Source organism: Fibrobacter sp. UWB11 (assembly GCF_900143015.1).
Classification (GTDB): Bacteria; Fibrobacterota; Fibrobacteria; order Fibrobacterales; family Fibrobacteraceae; genus Fibrobacter.
Window position 1 is genome coordinate 298,973 of sequence record NZ_FSRT01000002.1, and the last position, 16,228, is coordinate 315,200.

Annotated in this window: 11 protein-coding genes; 5 read left to right on the top strand and 6 right to left on the bottom strand. The window is 47.7% G+C overall.

The genetic code is table 11. The features are described 5' to 3' along the window. Positions 1-57 precede the first annotated feature (57 nt). The 4 genes from BUQ91_RS09890 (at position 58) to BUQ91_RS09905 (ending at position 5,755) form a co-directional block, all read left to right on the top strand. A complete protein-coding gene (locus BUQ91_RS09890; protein WP_074209137.1) occupies positions 58-1,956 on the top strand; it encodes a M6 family metalloprotease domain-containing protein in 1,899 nt (632 codons plus the stop codon). 170 nt (positions 1,957-2,126) lie between these two features. Next, complete coding sequence (locus BUQ91_RS09895; protein WP_014545688.1) at positions 2,127-3,008, top strand: electron transfer flavoprotein subunit beta/FixA family protein; 882 nt, start codon at positions 2,127-2,129, stop codon at positions 3,006-3,008. Positions 3,009-3,011: 3 nt separating this feature from the next. Beyond that, on the top strand, positions 3,012-4,037 hold the full coding sequence (locus BUQ91_RS09900; RefSeq protein ID WP_072827777.1) for an electron transfer flavoprotein subunit alpha/FixB family protein: 1,026 nt from the start codon (positions 3,012-3,014) through the stop codon (positions 4,035-4,037). A 5-nt stretch (positions 4,038-4,042) separates the two neighbouring features. Next, on the top strand, positions 4,043-5,755 hold the full coding sequence (locus tag BUQ91_RS09905; protein WP_014545690.1) for an acyl-CoA dehydrogenase family protein: 1,713 nt from the start codon (positions 4,043-4,045) through the stop codon (positions 5,753-5,755). 131 nt (positions 5,756-5,886) lie between these two features. Here BUQ91_RS09905 and BUQ91_RS15425 read toward each other — a convergent pair whose 3' ends face one another. The 3 genes from BUQ91_RS15425 to BUQ91_RS09925 all read right to left on the bottom strand — a co-directional run bounded on the left by BUQ91_RS15425 (position 5,887) and on the right by BUQ91_RS09925 (position 9,847). Next, the gene (locus BUQ91_RS15425) at positions 5,887-7,065 is read right to left on the bottom strand and encodes an FISUMP domain-containing protein (protein ID WP_083601227.1); all 1,179 of its coding nucleotides are present in this window, start codon (positions 7,063-7,065) and stop codon (positions 5,887-5,889) included. Between the two features lie 410 nt (positions 7,066-7,475). Further along, positions 7,476-8,942 carry an ATP-binding protein gene (locus tag BUQ91_RS09920; RefSeq protein WP_073424918.1) on the bottom strand — a complete coding sequence of 489 codons (1,467 nt, stop codon included), beginning with the start codon at positions 8,940-8,942 and terminating at the stop codon, positions 7,476-7,478. Between the two features lie 35 nt (positions 8,943-8,977). Next, positions 8,978-9,847: an Abi family protein gene (locus tag BUQ91_RS09925; protein WP_074209139.1), complete on the bottom strand. Its 870-nt coding sequence runs from the start codon at positions 9,845-9,847 to the stop codon at positions 8,978-8,980. A 350-nt stretch (positions 9,848-10,197) separates the two neighbouring features. Here BUQ91_RS09925 and BUQ91_RS09930 point away from each other — a divergent pair, with 350 nt between their 5' ends. Further along, positions 10,198-10,563 carry a cupin domain-containing protein gene (locus BUQ91_RS09930; protein WP_074209140.1) on the top strand — a complete coding sequence of 122 codons (366 nt, stop codon included), beginning with the start codon at positions 10,198-10,200 and terminating at the stop codon, positions 10,561-10,563. A 28-nt stretch (positions 10,564-10,591) separates the two neighbouring features. On the opposite strand, the gene rseP is transcribed toward BUQ91_RS09930, so the two are convergent. The 3 genes from rseP to BUQ91_RS09945 form a co-directional block, all read right to left on the bottom strand. Next, positions 10,592-11,956 (bottom strand): RIP metalloprotease RseP, encoded by a 1,365-nt coding sequence (gene rseP, locus BUQ91_RS09935; RefSeq protein ID WP_254842316.1) that lies wholly within the window; start codon positions 11,954-11,956, stop codon positions 10,592-10,594. 106 nt (positions 11,957-12,062) lie between these two features. Further along, entirely contained in the window at positions 12,063-14,075 is a 2,013-nt protein-coding gene (locus BUQ91_RS09940; RefSeq protein WP_074209142.1) for a glycoside hydrolase family 9 protein, read from the bottom strand. Positions 14,076-14,275: 200 nt separating this feature from the next. After that, positions 14,276-16,135 (bottom strand): glycoside hydrolase family 9 protein, encoded by a 1,860-nt coding sequence (locus BUQ91_RS09945; protein ID WP_072827772.1) that lies wholly within the window; start codon positions 16,133-16,135, stop codon positions 14,276-14,278. Positions 16,136-16,228: the final 93 nt, after the last annotated feature.

Genomic DNA, 16,228 nt, shown 5'->3' on the forward strand with positions numbered 1-16,228 from the left:
TTCTTGCCGCAAATTAATGTATTTCTAAAAATGGATTAAAGGGAAAGGGATGTTTTTATGAAAACCAAATTTGCTTTTGGCCTGTTATTATTGCTCCCAACGATGCTTTTTGCAGACATCGTGTATCAAGGAAAACGCGTCCAGGAATGGCCCGAAGAAGCAAGGCCTAGATTCGCTACGCCCAGTTTTCTCCTAAATCGTTCAACAACAACACAAGCGAAGAGCCATTACGCAGCCCCAAAGGGCAAAATTTACAGCCTAACGCTGCTCGTCGATTTTTCAGACCAGAAGGCGCCCGTCTCGGTAGCCGACGTTGAAGAATGGCTGAACAAGGAAGGGTTCAACAGGGACGGCTGTAACGGATCCGTGCGCGACTACTATCTAGACGTTTCGAACGGGCAGCTAGACCTCACCAATGAAGTTTACGGCTGGTACCGCGCCAAACATCCCAAGTCCTGGTACGAAAACCTGCAAGGGTACACGGGTTCGGACTCGCTCATGAAAGAAGTGTTCAATTACTTCGATCCACTAGTCGATTTTTCACGTTATGATAATGACAAGGACGGCACCACCGAAGCCATCAACATCGTCTACGCAGGCCCCGGACAAACATGGGGACAAGGCCTTTGGCCGCACTCGGGATGGTCCAACGAAAGAAGGGACGGCGTCAAGTTGACGCATCATCAGATGACGGACATGCCCGGCAAATTTTCCATTTACGTCTTTGTACATGAATCGGGACACATGATTTTTGGCTGGCCGGACCTTTACTGGTACGGCGATTACTGCACCATGGGTAACCGTGCGCATGATTTGAACCCAGTCGCCATCAACGACTTTTACCGCGCGGACCAAGGCTGGATTCCCTTTGTGGACGTAACCAGCAATGACGTGAGCCTCGAAACCACAAAGCCCGGCGAAGTCTGCTACCGCTACAAGAACCCCGCAAGGCCCGACAAAGAAGGTTTAGTATGGTCCTACGTACAAAACAAGGGCCGCAACCAAGTGCTAAAAGGAAGCGGACTCTTGATGCAGCACTACGATTTTTCGATCGAAGGCAATTCCGCTGCAGACAAGCTCGGACTCCGAATCGTGCATGCCAGCGCGGCGGGAAAATCAAGCGACAATCCCGGCGACCAGTGGCCAAGCCCGGGCAGCACTGCCAACACGTTCTTCAAAAGCGGGACATACTCAGAATTTTCAGATGATGCCTACCCCGCCATCCGCTGGTACAACGGTTCCAAAACAGGACTCAAGATTACGGACATCGGAACGCCGGGCGAAACGCTAACGTTCTGCATCGGCGGAAACTGCCCCGCTCAAGAATCATCGAGTTCTCAGGGGATTGCATCAAGTTCGTCAAGTGCGCCGAAGCCCGAAAGCAGCAGCGCCGTCGAAATAAAAATCGAGAAAATCGCTTTTGACGTAACGCTTCCGATAGACGACAATTATGCTTACGTCACACTAGACTTGAAAGGTGACGACGTTGCAAAAGTATTGGGCCTCCAGAAAAGTGAAATTGCAGACAAGATTAAGTTTTATGGTGTAGAGCCCGACGGAACACTCAACAGTCGCACCACCGGTGAAGGCACCGGACACTGGTTTGACGCCGACGGCAAAATCGTTGCCTGGGACCCGAACGGCACCAGCATCGTATTCTCCAACATGGACCTCACGACCATGACCACAAAAATCGGCCACATGCCGAACAAAGTCAAAGCCGGAGATTCATTCGTCGTGCGACAGGCAGTCGTTTACGAAAGCAAGCAGGTCACTTTCGAAATCACGATCACGATACCGCAGAAGACAACTCGAATTTCAAGCATCCGCAGTTCAAGATGCGGCAAGCCCGGGAACATGATTTTCAATGCGCTCGGAAAACCCGTCGGTAAAAGAACAGAGTCGGGCGAATTGCCCGACCTGCCTAAAGGCGTTTACGTGGAAATAGCTAAGTAAAAATCATTTATTACAGAAATATTACACAAATCTTAAAATGGAGTTATTTTCAGCCCGTTCGGAGCATATTCAGAAATCCGGCGGGCTTAATAATTTTATCTTGTAGCTTGTAAAATTTTGCAGAGTAGCAGGATTTTCAATTAACCGTTAAATTAAAACACTATAGTAATATGAGTCTTAAAATCGTTGTGCTTGCAAAGCAAGTACCTGATACACGAAACGTAGGCCCGGACGCCATGACGCCGCAGGGTACTATCAATCGTGCCGCATTGCCCGCGGTCTTCAACCCCGAAGACCTGAACGCCCTGGAGCAAGCCCTTCGTTTGAAGGACCAGTTCCCTGGTTCCACCATCTCCGTGTTGACCATGGGTCTCCCGAAGTCTGCCGAAGTCGTCCGCGAAGCTTTGTACCGCGGCGCTGACTGCGGTTACGTCGTGACGGACCGCCCGCTCGGTGGTGCTGACACACTCGCTACGAGCTACACGCTCGCCCAGGCAGTGAAGAAGATTGGTGACTACGACATTATTCTCGGTGGCCGCCAGGCTATCGACGGCGATACCGCACAGGTCGGTCCGCAGATTGCAGAAAAGCTCGGACTCACGCAGGTGACTTACGCCGAAGAAATTTTGAAGCTCGACGAACAGGCACGCAAGGTCGTGATCCGCCGCCACATCGACGGTGGTGTCGAAACTGTGGAAGCACCGCTCCCGCTGGTTGTGACCGTGAACGGCAGTGCTGCTCCGTGCCGTCCGCGCAATGCAAAGCGCATCATGAAGTTCAAGAATGCGACTGCAGTTGCCGAACGCAAACCGGAAGATGCAGACAAGTACGCAGCTCTCATCGCTAAGAAGCCCTACCTCGACATCCCGCAGTGGGGTGCAGCCGATATCGACGCCGACCCGGCCCAGATCGGTAAGGCAGGCTCGCCGACGAACGTGAAGGCCGTCAAGAACATCGTGTTCAAGGCCAAGGAAAGCCGCACGCTCTCCGCAAGCGACGCCGACATTGAAGGACTTATCAAGGAACTTTTAGACGGGAAGATTATTGGCTAACCTATGAATAACGTATTTGTATATTGCGAAATTGAGGGAACCACCGTCGTTGACGTTTCCCTTGAACTGCTTTCTAAGGGTCGCAAGTTGGCCAACACTCTCGGCGTTCAGCTCGAGTGCATTTGCGCTGGCAAGGGCCTTGATGGCATTGAAAAACAGGTTTTCCCTTACGGTGTGGACAAGGTTCATGTGTTCGACGCCGAAGGCCTGTTCCCCTACACCACCAATCCGCACGCCTCTCTCGTGGTGAACCTCTTCAAGGAAGAACAGCCGCAAATTTGCTTGCTCGGTGCAACGGTTATCGGCCGTGACCTCGGCCCGCGCATCTCCAGCGCCATGCACAGCGGCCTTACCGCTGACTGTACCGAACTCGAAATCGACAGCTTCGAAATGAGCATCGGTGGCGTGAAGAAGTTCTACGAAAACCAGCTCTGCCAGATCCGTCCGGCATTCGGCGGTAACATCGTCGCAACGATTGTGAACCCGGAACACCGCCCGCAGATGGCAACCGTCCGCGAAGGCGTGATGAAGAAGGAAATCGTGGACCCGAACTACAAGGGCGAAGTCATCAAGCACGACGTGGCCAAGTACGTTCCGGAAACGGAATACGTGGTCAAGGTGCTTGAACGCCATGTGGAAAAGGCCAAGCACAACCTCAAGGGCGCTCCGATTGTGGTCGCCGGTGGTTACGGCATGGGCTCCAAGGAAAACTTCGACATGCTGTTCGAACTTGCCAAGGAACTCCACGCTGAAGTCGGTGCTAGCCGCGCCGCTGTGGATGCAGGTTTCGTCGATCATGACCGTCAGATCGGTCAGACTGGCGTGACGGTCCGCCCGAAGGTCTATATCGCTTTCGGTATTTCCGGCCAAATCCAGCACCTCGCTGGTATGCAGGATTCAGGTATCATCATCTCCGTGAACTCCGACCCCGAAGCTCCGATCAACGCTATCGCTGATTACGTGATCAACGGCACCGTCGAAGAAGTTCTCCCGAAGATGATCAAGTATTACAAGGCAAACAACAAGTAAGCGCTATGGCAAATTTCTACACAGATCACCCCGAGATTAAATTCAACCTCGAAAGCAGCCCCTTGATGCAGCGCATTGTCGAACTCAAGGAAAACGGCTTTGCTGACAAGGACAATTTCGACTATGCGCCGGAAGATTTTGCCGACGCTATGGACAACTACAACCGCGTGCTCGAAGTCGCAGGCGACATCACCGCAAACACGGTCTTCCCGAACTCCGAAGACGTGGATGCCGAAGGCCCGCACTGCGAAAACGGCCGCGTCCGCTACGCATCCAAGACCTACGAAAACCTTGAAGCCACCCGCAAGGCTGGCCTCAACGGTGTCACGATGCCGCGCCGCTTTGGCGGCCTCAACTTCCCGATTACCGCCTACACGGCCATCAACGAAATGATTGCCTCTGCAGACGCCGGTTTCGAGAACATCTGGTCCCTCCAGGACTGCATTGAAACGCTCTATGAATTCGGCGACGAAGACCAGCGTTCCCGTTTCATCCCGCGCATCTGCGCCGGCGAAACGATGTCCATGGACTTGACCGAGCCCGATGCAGGTTCTGACTTGCAGCGCGTGATGCTCAAGGCCACCTACAGCGAAGCTGACAAGTGCTGGTACTTGAACGGCGTGAAGCGCTTCATCACGAACGGCGACTCCGACATTCACCTGGTGCTCGCCCGCTCCGAAGAAGGCACGCACGATGGTCGTGGTCTTTCCATGTTCATTTACGACAAGCGTGACGGTGGCGTTGATGTTCGCCGCATCGAAAACAAGCTCGGTATTCACGGAAGCCCGACTTGCGAACTTGTCTACAAGAACGCCAAGGCTGAACTCTGCGGCCGCCGCAAGTTCGGTCTCATCAAGTACGTGATGGCCCTCATGAACGGCGCACGCCTCGGCATTGCCGCTCAGTCTGTGGGTATCAGCCAGATGGCTTACAACGAAGCTCTCGCCTACGCCAAGGACCGTAAGCAGTTCGGTCAGGCTATCGTGAACTTTCCGGCCGTCTACGAAATGATCTCGAACATCAAGGCTCGCCTCGATGCAGGTCGCGCCCTCTTGTACCAGACAGCTCGTTACGTCGACATTTACAAGTGCCTCGAAGACATCGAACGCACGCGCAAGCTCACCGACGACGAAAAGAAGGAACTCAAGCTTTACCAGAAGCTCGCTTCCGCTTGCACGCCGCTCGCCAAGGGCATGAACTCCGAATACGCAAACCAGAACAGCTACGACTGTATCCAGGTTCACGGCGGTTCGGGCTACATGCTTGAATACGCTTGCCAGCGCCTCTACCGCGACGCTCGTATCACCTCCATTTACGAAGGTACGACGCAGCTCCAGACGGTTGCAGCACTCCCGCACATCACCACCGGCAGCTACGGTCTCATGCTCGAAGAACTCGAAGCTATGGACGTTCGCCCGGAATACGAAAGCCTCAAGGCCCGCGCCAAGGCAATGGACGAAAAGTACAACGAAGCTATTGAGTACGTGAAGTCCGTTGAAAACAACGAATTCACCGACCTCTGCAGCCGTCACTTGTACGAACTCGCCGCCAACTGCGTGATGACCCAGTTGCTCCTCCGCGACGCCACCAAGGCACCGGAACTGTTCGACAAGAGCATGAAGGTGTATTTGAACCTCGCCGAAGCCGAAGTCGCAAAGCACTACAACTTTGTGAAGAGCCTCCGCGTGGAATCGCTCGAAAGCTACAAGCAGGCTTAACTGATAGCGGGGCGTGTAAACACCCCGGTGTCATCCTGAGCGGAGTGCCGTGAGGCACGAAGTCGAAGGATTTAAACGCTAAAAGAACCTCGGTGATGAACCGAGGTTCTTTGTTTGCAATTTCCTTTTACTCAATCTTTATTTTTTAAGCAACGCAACGACACTCCATTATCATCAGTCATTGTAACGGAAAAAGTAAAATACGAATTCGATGTTTGCGAAACATCTTTGGCATTAAAACTCGCAGTTTCTGTATTCCACTTTGTTTGACGATAGGTCGTCCAAAACTCAGCCCGTTCACCATAATAATCAAATGGTTCAAAAGTACCCCAGTCATTAAAGCTGTATTTAAAGCCCGATGGTTTGACATTAAATCCAAATTTATCACTTCCATTTCCATTATCAATCCAACCATTTTTCGATTTCAAAGCAATAGATCCAGCGGCATAGCTTTCCACACCACCATCTGCCGCCCCACCTCCCGCAACTTTTACAAGTGTAGACCATTCGTTTAAGCTAGGAACATGCCATCCTTTGGGGCATATTCCACGTATTTCTATTGTATCAACAATCAATGTTGATACACATTTAGCAACCCCACTTCCACACCCCGCAGTCTGAGAACTAAATATACCCGCACTATCAATAGCAGCCGAATATGTATATAGATGTCCTAATGATTCACAACTATCAGATATGTAATTAAAACAAAAACTCTTAGCAGTGCCATAATCATAATCCAATTTCAAGTTTTCCGCCATCCAAATTTGGCTGCCAATTGTTACAGTCTTGTACACCTGATTATCCCTTAAATCCTTGAGGGTATTACTTTTTCTATCATAAACACTCTCTCCATTTTTATTTACCACTTTAGAAAAAATAGTTGAAACAGGAATGCAATCATGATTTTTCGTTAGATAGTAGCAATATGAAGATTCGAATGCACTACTCATTACAGTACTACTAGAAATTTGATTAGAAATAATTGATGATGATGAATAGGAAGTAGCAATTGAACTGTAACTAAAAGAAAAAGGATCCATCAACTGCCAATTTCCATTTTGACAGGTATAAGCATTCCCCTGTGGATCTTGCATAACACTTCCCACAGAACAAGTAGGCAAATTATTTTGCAATGGAACGAATACGTCATTACGACATATATATCTGGTTCCATCAATATCTGTCTGAGAGCCTTCAATGCATACTGAATTATTTGTTTGCGAAGCAGTTACATTAGCGTTGGAATCATTGCCGCACGCAACGAAACAGAAAACTCCAACCAACCAAAAGACACACGCTATCTTCATAACATACCTCCCTACAAAATGGATAAATTCAAAAAAAAGACGTGGGAAACGTTCATGTTTATCCGAATCGAGGTTCAGCAAAACCTGCACTTGATAAACACAAACGACCCACGCCCATTACTGGACGTGAGCGTTCGCATCCCTTTTCTCAAGTGCTTGAAATTTGCTGATTTCGATTCAGAGAGCCAGGAGCAAAGCTCAAGAAATGTCAAAAACAAAATTACCTTATAAAAACACCTCTAAAAAGTTTACAATCCTAATATAACTCTTTTTTCACGATAAAAAGCCTTTTTTCAAACGAGAATGCTCTAAAATTAAGAAAAACATATCATATAGAGCTACCAGATAATATTCCTAATTAGACTAGTTTGGGTTTACTACGGCTTAATTAGCAATTAAGTCACCCACATCTATCTCTTTTTTGTAGGCTCAACCTGCTTGTAATACTTTTTTAAAAAAGTCTTATTGTCAATACGATCCTTATACGCATGAGCCCATAATTCGTTAAAATCATATGTTGGGTAATTAACGGCCTTGTTTTTTAGAATTTCAATGAAATCTTGGTTTTGATTTTGCAAATCAAGAAAAGATTCTAATTCAGAAATGTTTATGATACTTACATCATCTAGTTTTCCATATTCAGATTTCAGCAAATCCTTACATATACTATTTGCGTTATACAAATGATCATATAGAACAACCAGACTGTGAACTACATTGCAATTCTTGTATGCAGACAATTCTAGCAAGCCATTTGCCATCAAATTCTTGGTCACTCTAATTTGCTCGATGGCTTTACCAACACTATTTTTTAAGTTATTCGAAGCACAACGATGATCACCTAGAAACTTCGCGTTTGAAAAAATACCAGATTGTTTAACCTCAACAAGAACCAATTCATTATCTTTTTTCAAAAAAAAGTCTACCGTTTTATTTTGCCGCTTTCCATAAACAATTTCTCTAGATATTTCAAACGATGTTAGATAATAATCTAATAGCATCCCTACATAATTTTCGAAAGCATAACCAAATTCCTCTCGAAATAGATTCCTTTTAGCACCATTATTATAGTGATTGGATAAATCGTGGTATATTCCTGTAGTTACCCGAGCATACAAATAATTTACGGCAGGGACAAAGTAAACCACCCTATTTTTTCCCACAGGAATTTCTTCAGAATTCAAAATAGGCTTACTTATATAAGCTGGAGGAACGGTTCTATTTATCCATTCAGCCTTCTTTGAGGAAAAATAATCCAAGAACTTTAAATGTGAATCTTCCTGTAAATTTTCTCCGAAAAAAGACGATAATTCAGAAGGATTTTCGTACGGAAACAAGTATCCATTTTTTAGCGCAGCCATAGCAAAAAACAGAATTGACCTATAAGATATTCCTACAATAGACTCAATTTCTGTTAAAGGCTGAATGGTATTTCTTGACGGCCATGCATCTGTAAACAAGCACCAAGCTCTAGAGACCATATGCATAGGAGAGCCTCGAAACTGTTCATAAGAAACTAGGGTCATCATTTCAAGGGCATCCGAATGCTTTAGAAGATTCTTTTCTTCTTCTCCCGATGCAATACGAAGAACCAATCGTAAGCCATCATCCGTAGGAGTTGTCAACTTTTCATTTCTTGCGTATTTTGCAGCAAGAATAACAGCCTCGCACAAAGTTCTATCTGTATACGGGACGTCTTTAAACTGTTCCACCTTCTCAGATAGAAACAAATTTGAAGACAAACTACAAATTTTTCTTACTAACTCCAAAAAATTAAACTGAGAGAAAAAACTTTGGCATTCGCTTTCGGAAAGTTTAATTGTATCTGTTACCAATATATTCTTCCCACAAAAGGAACCTGGATTATAAATTTCCATTCCACCCCTCCCATTTATCACGATAAAACCAAGGATTATTCTTCCTTAGCAATCGCTTTTTCTGCCCAATCTTCCGGGAACGAAATGTGTTCCAACTGAATTGCAGACGAATACTTTTCAAACAATTCTTTAATTGACGGAAGAAATTCTTCGTTCCACTTTTGGGGATTCGGATACAAATTTCGCACAGCAAGGAACGCCGCCCAAAGAGAGCGTTCATCTTTTTCCTCGACTTCCTCAATATTTGCAGGAATAGCAGAGAAAATCCTATAGTAGAGTCGTCCGTAATGGGCACAGATATTACGCAAGTCAGTCGTACACCTTAGCCAGCTTTTTAGATTCTTCGGAATCGTCTTATAATACTGACATGCAAAGAGCTTTTGATCTGCAAGAACAAGGTCTGCATAAAAATAGGACAACATGCCAAACGAGAACAACTCCACAGCCACCCAAATGGGGAACACACCATCATAGCAATCCTGATGATGCTTCACAAAAAGAACATTAGAACTATGTTCAACTTCTCTATTGAACGTTTCTAAGAATCTTTGGTGTTTATGCGACGGAGAAAAATTCGATTCAATCAAATAACCCGTCGGACCATATTTATGCGCATGGAAATACGCAAGTCTCGCCCTCATAGAAATTTCAATCTCTTCAAGAGCCGAGAAAAGCGACCGTCTCAACAATCGGTCGAATTCGTATATCTGCACAATTCTTGAAAAACTCGTCCCTGCATTATAGGAACCATCTTGTTTTCTAAACGGTAGGAAATATGCAGACAACCTATAATAATTTATGGACTCAAGGCATCGAACAGCATCATCCACACTTTCGATACAACATCCACGTTGTTCGATCTTTTCAGCCTGCTCCCTATACGTTGTCGCCTTTTTGATTTCCATAAAAAAAATGTCCCCCCTGGGACACGTCAATGAGAGGTGCGGGGGGTCCTGTTATTTATAAATATACAATCTTTTTCAAAAAACAGCAAGTAGCCGTTTATTGAATCAGACAGAAGTAGCCTCACTTTTAAGATGCTTATTGATTGCGGTAAGCCGAGCGTTGCGAGTGCGGCATTTGCAAAAACCCCTGCGGCTCGACCATAGCCATGCAAGCATGGCTGCGACACACACCTTTCAACCTAATTCGGTAGGCCGATTCCGCCCCCACCTACCCAAAATCTCCCAAAACAGCGAAAAATACAGGCACACCACATTCACGAGTTCAATAAAGAGCTATCTTTGCATACGAAATGGAACTGATCAAAAACTACGACATTAGAGTCTTGTGCAATCCCGGTGTGGAATCGGCACAGTTGCTCACGCCCGACAACAGCAGGTCAGAAAAGGTTTCGGTCACGAAAGTTTCTGTGATGCCAGGTGCAGAGCAGCCTCGTCACAAGCACTACACGTCGGAACAGATCTGGGTAGCTATTGCTGGTCGCGGAGTTCTCTTGTTGGCAGACGACAAGGAAGTGCCGTTTGAAGCAGGCGATGTAGTCCGTTTTTCGGAAAAGGAAATTCACGGACTCAAGAACATGGGTGCCGATATTTTCGAATACATTTGCATCAGTACGCCACCGATGAATTTCGCATACGCGTACATGCACGAGAGATAAAAGAAGGCGGCCGAGGCCGCCATTTTTCTTATTTCAAGAAGAGCGAGATTTTGCCGAAGTCCAGAATCGTGATGAACACGAAGAAACTGATGAAGAATGCTGCGGCAACATTTTGAATAACTGATTGAGTTTTTAAACTCAGCGGTTTTCCGCGTACTTTTTCAATTCCAAGGAACATGAGCAGGCCACCGTCCGTAATTGCAAGCGGAAGCAAGTTCATTACACCCAAGTTAATGCTGATTAATGCGAGGAGCATCAAGAAATCCTGGAAACCACTCATCCACACGTTTCCCATTACGGCGACAATGGAGACCGGGCCCGAGAACGCATCGACTTTAACTTGTCCTTGGAACAAGCGTTTGAAGTATCGGAAAATGCTCGTGGTCATTTTCCAGCTTGTAGCGCAAGTCTTTTCAAACGCTTCAATCGGTCCACGGCGCACAAGGTGCGTTTCGCTGAACATCACGTAACCCATCTGGATTCCGACAATGTAGCGTTTGAATTCTTCGTTGTAGGCAGGAGTCATTTTCACGTTGACTTTTTCGCCACCGCGCATGAGCGTCACACTGACTTCGGCTCCTTTGGAGCCATCTATCAAGCGGACAACATCTTCGTAGCGAGAAATGTGTTCGCCGTTGATTTCGAAAATAGTATCACCGCGCAAAATTCCAGCTTTTTCAGCAGCAGAGCCTTCCTTGGGCGGCAAGCGCACGATAACGCGATTGCGAGGATAGACTCCGATATCGCCAATGCCCATTTTGATAGGATCGGATGTCGAATCCATAGCCGGGATTACAAGTTCTTGCGGAACAACCTTGATTGCAAGCGGTTCACCACCGCGATGCACTTCGAGCATGACATTTGCGCCAAGGCTTACACCAATTTGTTCGCGAAAGTCATCCCATCCTTGCGTTTCCTTGCCATTGATTGCAGTGATTGTATCACCCGGCTGGATGCCCGCCATTTCGGCAGAAGAATTCTTCGCCACAAATCCAATGATAAGGCTCTTGTTGTCGGGTTCCTGAACACCGACCATATAAAGGATAATCAATAGAACAAACGCAAAAGCGATATTCACAAACGGTCCCGCAAATGCAATTGCGGCACGCGCCCCTACGGACTTGCCCAAAAAATCATCTTGCGAGGGTTGATTGCCTTCGATGCTATCGGGATTTTCACCGGCCATCGCCACATAACCGCCAAAGGGAATTGCAGAGATGCAGTATTCCGTTTCGCCTTTTTTGTAGCGGAAAAGCTTTTTGCCAAAGCCAACCGAGAAGGTGTTCACCCTAACCTTGTTCCACTTGGCAACAATAAAATGGCCCAGTTCATGAATGGTCACAAGGAAGCTCAGGGCCAACAGCCCCAAGACAAACATCAACAAATTGTTCAAAATACTCGACATCATGTTGACAATTTAGAAATTTTGCTTTTAATAGAAAAACGGCGCCCCGACAAATAGGGGCGTCGTTTTGCATTCTATGAATATGAGAATTTGTTTACTTGATGTGTTGTCCCTTCAAGTCAAAGCGTTTGCCGTTCTTTTCGACGAAGAGAGAGTGACCATCGAAACGGAAACGCGGTTGCTGAGAGCGAACGACATTAGATTCAACAGGCACGCGGATTGCAATCGTCCCCTGCGAGCTGGAGGATTCTACGTTTGCAGAAGAGCTTAAGGAAACGCTCGGAACAGAAGAAGAGCTCACGGCGGTTTCGGAAGAACTAGACACAACTGCCGAAGACGAACTCTGCGGAGCACTCGAAGAAGAAGAAACCGTAGAAGAGCTAGAAGCCGGTACATCCTGTTTTGCAACGCCTGCGGCAGCAAATTCCGGAGCATAGCCAGCATTGATGGCTTCGATTGCACCAGCGAGATACGCAAGCGGAGCGTTCCAGTTAATGGCAACTTCATTTGTGGCATAGCTGCAACGCTGATCGGTGTAAGCGGTAGCGGCCTGACCTGTACGGTAATCTGCACACTTCCATTCGGCAGCAGAGCCAACGTCTTCGCCGCCCGGCTGTGGGCCACCCACGAGCATTCCCGGAATCGGGTCTTCTACATTATCAGAAGTACTCGGACGGTGGTGCGGCATTTTCGGAGACTTGGTGCCGTAACCTGTCACAAAAGACATGTCGAGAGGATTCTTGCCGAGCAAGTAATCGAGAGCCTTGACGGCAGCCTTGTAATACTTTTGATTGCCCGTGAGGTAATAGGCATGCAACAGCCAAACACCCTGATTGGAAGCAACGGCATTGGATCCCCATACAAAGTCATCCTTGTCCATCACGACGCCAAAACCCGATTCGGCGCGGTTGACAAACTTATCGGCAGTACCCAAAATTTTCTGTTTTGCTTCGCTGGCATCGCCACCAAACTGAGTTTGATGAGTTGCTTTTTCGTAAGTGGCAAGGCCCATGACATCACCCCAATACGAAACGTATTCCGAGGAGCCCGACTGCTTGTAAGAAGCATCGCCGGTCGTGATGTAGAGTTCCGTACCTGCGAGAACCTTTTCATCATTCGGATTGTCATTTTCGTAGGCGCCCGTCGAAACGTCCGACGGATTGGCGAGATAGTTACGGCTCGGGTTCTGCTGACCCCAAGCATAAGCTTTCTTGGCAGCTTCGAGACACTTGGAAGCGTAAGTAGCATCGAACGGCTTGTAAATGCGGGAAGCCATAGCCATGACTGCGGCAAAATCAAATGTACCAGCAGTGCTCTTACCGATAACATAAAGTTCGGAGTTATCCTGAGCAGGCATTACATCACCCGGGAAACCGAGAGACGTGAGTTTGTGATAAACGCCGCCATCAGAAGCCTGCATGGTGAGCATCCAATCGAGATTGTACTTGATTTCGGCAAGCAAATCCGGCAAGGAGCCTTCGGCCGGGATATTCCACTTGAGCGTCTTGAAATACTGCGGGAAGTGTTCGTAGAGAGAGAGAAGCGTGTAAGTCGTGATGCCCGAGTTCACGATATAGCGACCATAGTCACCAGCATCGTACCAGCCCTTGCTCGACTGGATTGTACCCGAGGCACCGGTAGAATTGTGAAGTTTTGCTGTTGCGTTCGTGTGACCAGCGGCACGAGCCCACTTGCCTGCGTACTGTTCTTCGAGAGCCATGGAGGCACGCTGGTAGTAGAACCACTTGATGGAGGCCTTGACTATTTCTTCGTAGGTTTGCGATTTCACAACGAGATCGGAACGGAGCACATTACCGTTCACCTTGATGCTGTACTTGCCCGCTTCGGCGAGCTTGGAGAAATCGACGAGTTGGACGTTCTGACCGCTCGCATTCCAGTAAGATGCAGCCTTCGGCGTGACAGAAAGCACTACTTGGCCAGCCGCATTAACAAAATCCACATTGCCGTTAGCTTCGACAAGGGCTAGTTCCTTGAAGTCGCCTGGACGGTAACCGATTTGGTTGATGTAAGCGGTCGCAGCAAAAGCCGGAACCACAACAAGCGCAGCAAGCGCAACGGACTTTATCGCATGATTTTTCACAAACATCCTCACTTAAAAAAGTGCAAGTATTACCCATATAATATAGAGCCGTTCAAGTACTTTTTCCACCCGCGCAAGCATCATTTTAGAGAAAAGTGTAGCAAGTGTTTTGCAATCACACACAAAAAAACGGCGCCCCCGGAGAAAGGGGCGTCGCTTTGCATTCTATGAATATGGATTTTTTGAGGTTCGGTTAGGAGAATTCTTTAGAAACGATGACCCTTGAGGTCAAAGCGCTTGCCGCTCTTTTCGATGAACACCTTCTGATCATCAAAACGGAGACGCGGAGCATTATCAACAGACACACGATGCCTCGATACAACCGGCTTGATGGACGATGTACCACCCTTTGCAACACCAGGAACCGCAAAAGACGGAGCAAAGCCAGCATTCAAAGCTTCAAGGGCGCCAGCAATGTAAGCAAAAGGAGCGTTCCAGTTGATAGCGACTTCGTTCGTCGCATAGCTGCAACGGTCATCGATATAAGATGTTGCAGGAACACCAGTCGTGTAATCCTTACATTCCCAAGACTTGGAGCCAATATCTTCACCACCCGGCTGCGGGCCACCCACAAGCATACCCGGAATCGGTTCCGTTATTTTATCCGCAGTACTCGGACGATGATGCGGAAGTTTCGGCGACTTTGTTCCAAAGCCTGTCAAGAAAGACATATCAAGCGGATTCTTGCCGAGCAAATAGTCAACGACTTTTTTAGCAGCTTCGTAATACTTCTGTTCGCCAGTAAGGTAGTAGGCATAAAGGAGGAACACGCCTTGGTTACCCGCCACAGCGTTGGAGCCCCAGACAAAGTCTTCGTTCGACATTACAACGCCAAAGCCACTCGAAGCGGCAAAGGCAAATTCATTTGCATAGCTCAAAAGCATCGACTTAGCGGTTTCGGCATCGACACCAGCTTCGGTCGGGTGAGTTGCGGCACCATAAACAGCAAGGCCGTACATTTCGGGCCATGCCGGAACAATGCTTGTCTTGTTAGCATCGATAGTCGGCTTGTACGAAGCATCTCCCGTAGAAAGGAACAATTCCATACCGGCAAAAGCCTTTTCATCGGAGAATTCGCCATCGCTATAAGAACCTGTTGCAACATCGACCGGATTGTAGAATGCAACATTCGGATTCTGGAGCGCCCAGGCATAAGCCTTCTTGGCGGCTTCAAGGCAAGTTGTTGCGTATGTGGCATCAAACGGTTTATACACACGATATGCAGCAGCCATCACACCAGCAAAATCAAGCGTTGCAGCAGTACCTTTACCGATAACATAAAGTTTATCGGTATCCTTGGCCGGCATCACATCGCCCGGGAACTGGAGAGTCGAAAGCTTGTGGTAAACCATACCGTCAGCGGCCTGCATGGTGAGCATCCAGTCAAGATTGTACTTGATTTCGGCAAGCAAATCCGGGAGAGTTCCTTCGGCCGGGATATTCCATTTGAAAGTCTTGAAATAATCCGGAAAGTGTTCGTAAAGTGAAAGGAGCGTGTATGTAGTAATGCCCGAGTTCACGATATAGCGACCATAGTCACCAGCATCGTACCAGCCCTTACTCGATTCGATCGTACCCGAAGCACCCGTAGATTTATGGAGATTCACGGTCGCATTCGTGTGGCCTGCATCGCGTTTCCACTGGCCGGCATACGTTTCCTCCAAAGCCATGGAGGCACGCTGGTAATAGTACCACTTGAGCGAAGCCTTGGCGACATCTTCAAAAACTTTGTCTGCAACTTTCAAGTCTGAACGAAGAACTTGGCCGCCCTGCTTAATGCTATAGACACCCGGTGTTTTCAATTCGGAAATATCTACCAGCTGCACATTCACTGCACCCGGATTCCAATAAGAAGCGGCCTTCGGAGTGACCTTGAGGACGGTCTGACCAGCGGCATCTACAATTTCGATATCGCCACTTCCTTCGGTCAAGGCAAATTCCTTCGGATCCGAAGTACGATAACCGACTTGGTTGATGTAAGCGGTCGCGGCGGTCGCAGCCGTAGCGAGCGAAAGTACCGTCGCCGCGAGAGGGATAAACTGTTTCAAGCCAAATTTGACCGACATAGGACACTCCTTTCCATTATTCAACACTATAAATATATCGTGAAAAACAAAAAACGCCCTTTGAATACGGCAAAAACTGGACACAGCTGTACC

What these genes read in the sequence shown, in the direction of transcription:
- BUQ91_RS09890 (WP_074209137.1), top strand. Translation starts at nt 58, where the DNA reads ATGAAAACCAAATTTGCTTTTGGCCTGTTATTATTGCTCCCAACGATG.
- BUQ91_RS09895 (WP_014545688.1), top strand. Translation starts at nt 2,127, where the DNA reads ATGAGTCTTAAAATCGTTGTGCTTGCAAAGCAAGTACCTGATACACGA.
- BUQ91_RS09900 (WP_072827777.1), top strand. Translation starts at nt 3,012, where the DNA reads ATGAATAACGTATTTGTATATTGCGAAATTGAGGGAACCACCGTCGTT.
- BUQ91_RS09905 (WP_014545690.1), top strand. Translation starts at nt 4,043, where the DNA reads ATGGCAAATTTCTACACAGATCACCCCGAGATTAAATTCAACCTCGAA.
- BUQ91_RS15425 (WP_083601227.1), bottom strand. Translation starts at nt 7,065, where the DNA reads ATGAAGATAGCGTGTGTCTTTTGGTTGGTTGGAGTTTTCTGTTTCGTT.
- BUQ91_RS09920 (WP_073424918.1), bottom strand. Translation starts at nt 8,942, where the DNA reads ATGGAAATTTATAATCCAGGTTCCTTTTGTGGGAAGAATATATTGGTA.
- BUQ91_RS09925 (WP_074209139.1), bottom strand. Translation starts at nt 9,847, where the DNA reads ATGGAAATCAAAAAGGCGACAACGTATAGGGAGCAGGCTGAAAAGATC.
- BUQ91_RS09930 (WP_074209140.1), top strand. Translation starts at nt 10,198, where the DNA reads ATGGAACTGATCAAAAACTACGACATTAGAGTCTTGTGCAATCCCGGT.
- BUQ91_RS09940 (WP_074209142.1), bottom strand. Translation starts at nt 14,075, where the DNA reads ATGTTTGTGAAAAATCATGCGATAAAGTCCGTTGCGCTTGCTGCGCTT.
- BUQ91_RS09945 (WP_072827772.1), bottom strand. Translation starts at nt 16,135, where the DNA reads ATGTCGGTCAAATTTGGCTTGAAACAGTTTATCCCTCTCGCGGCGACG.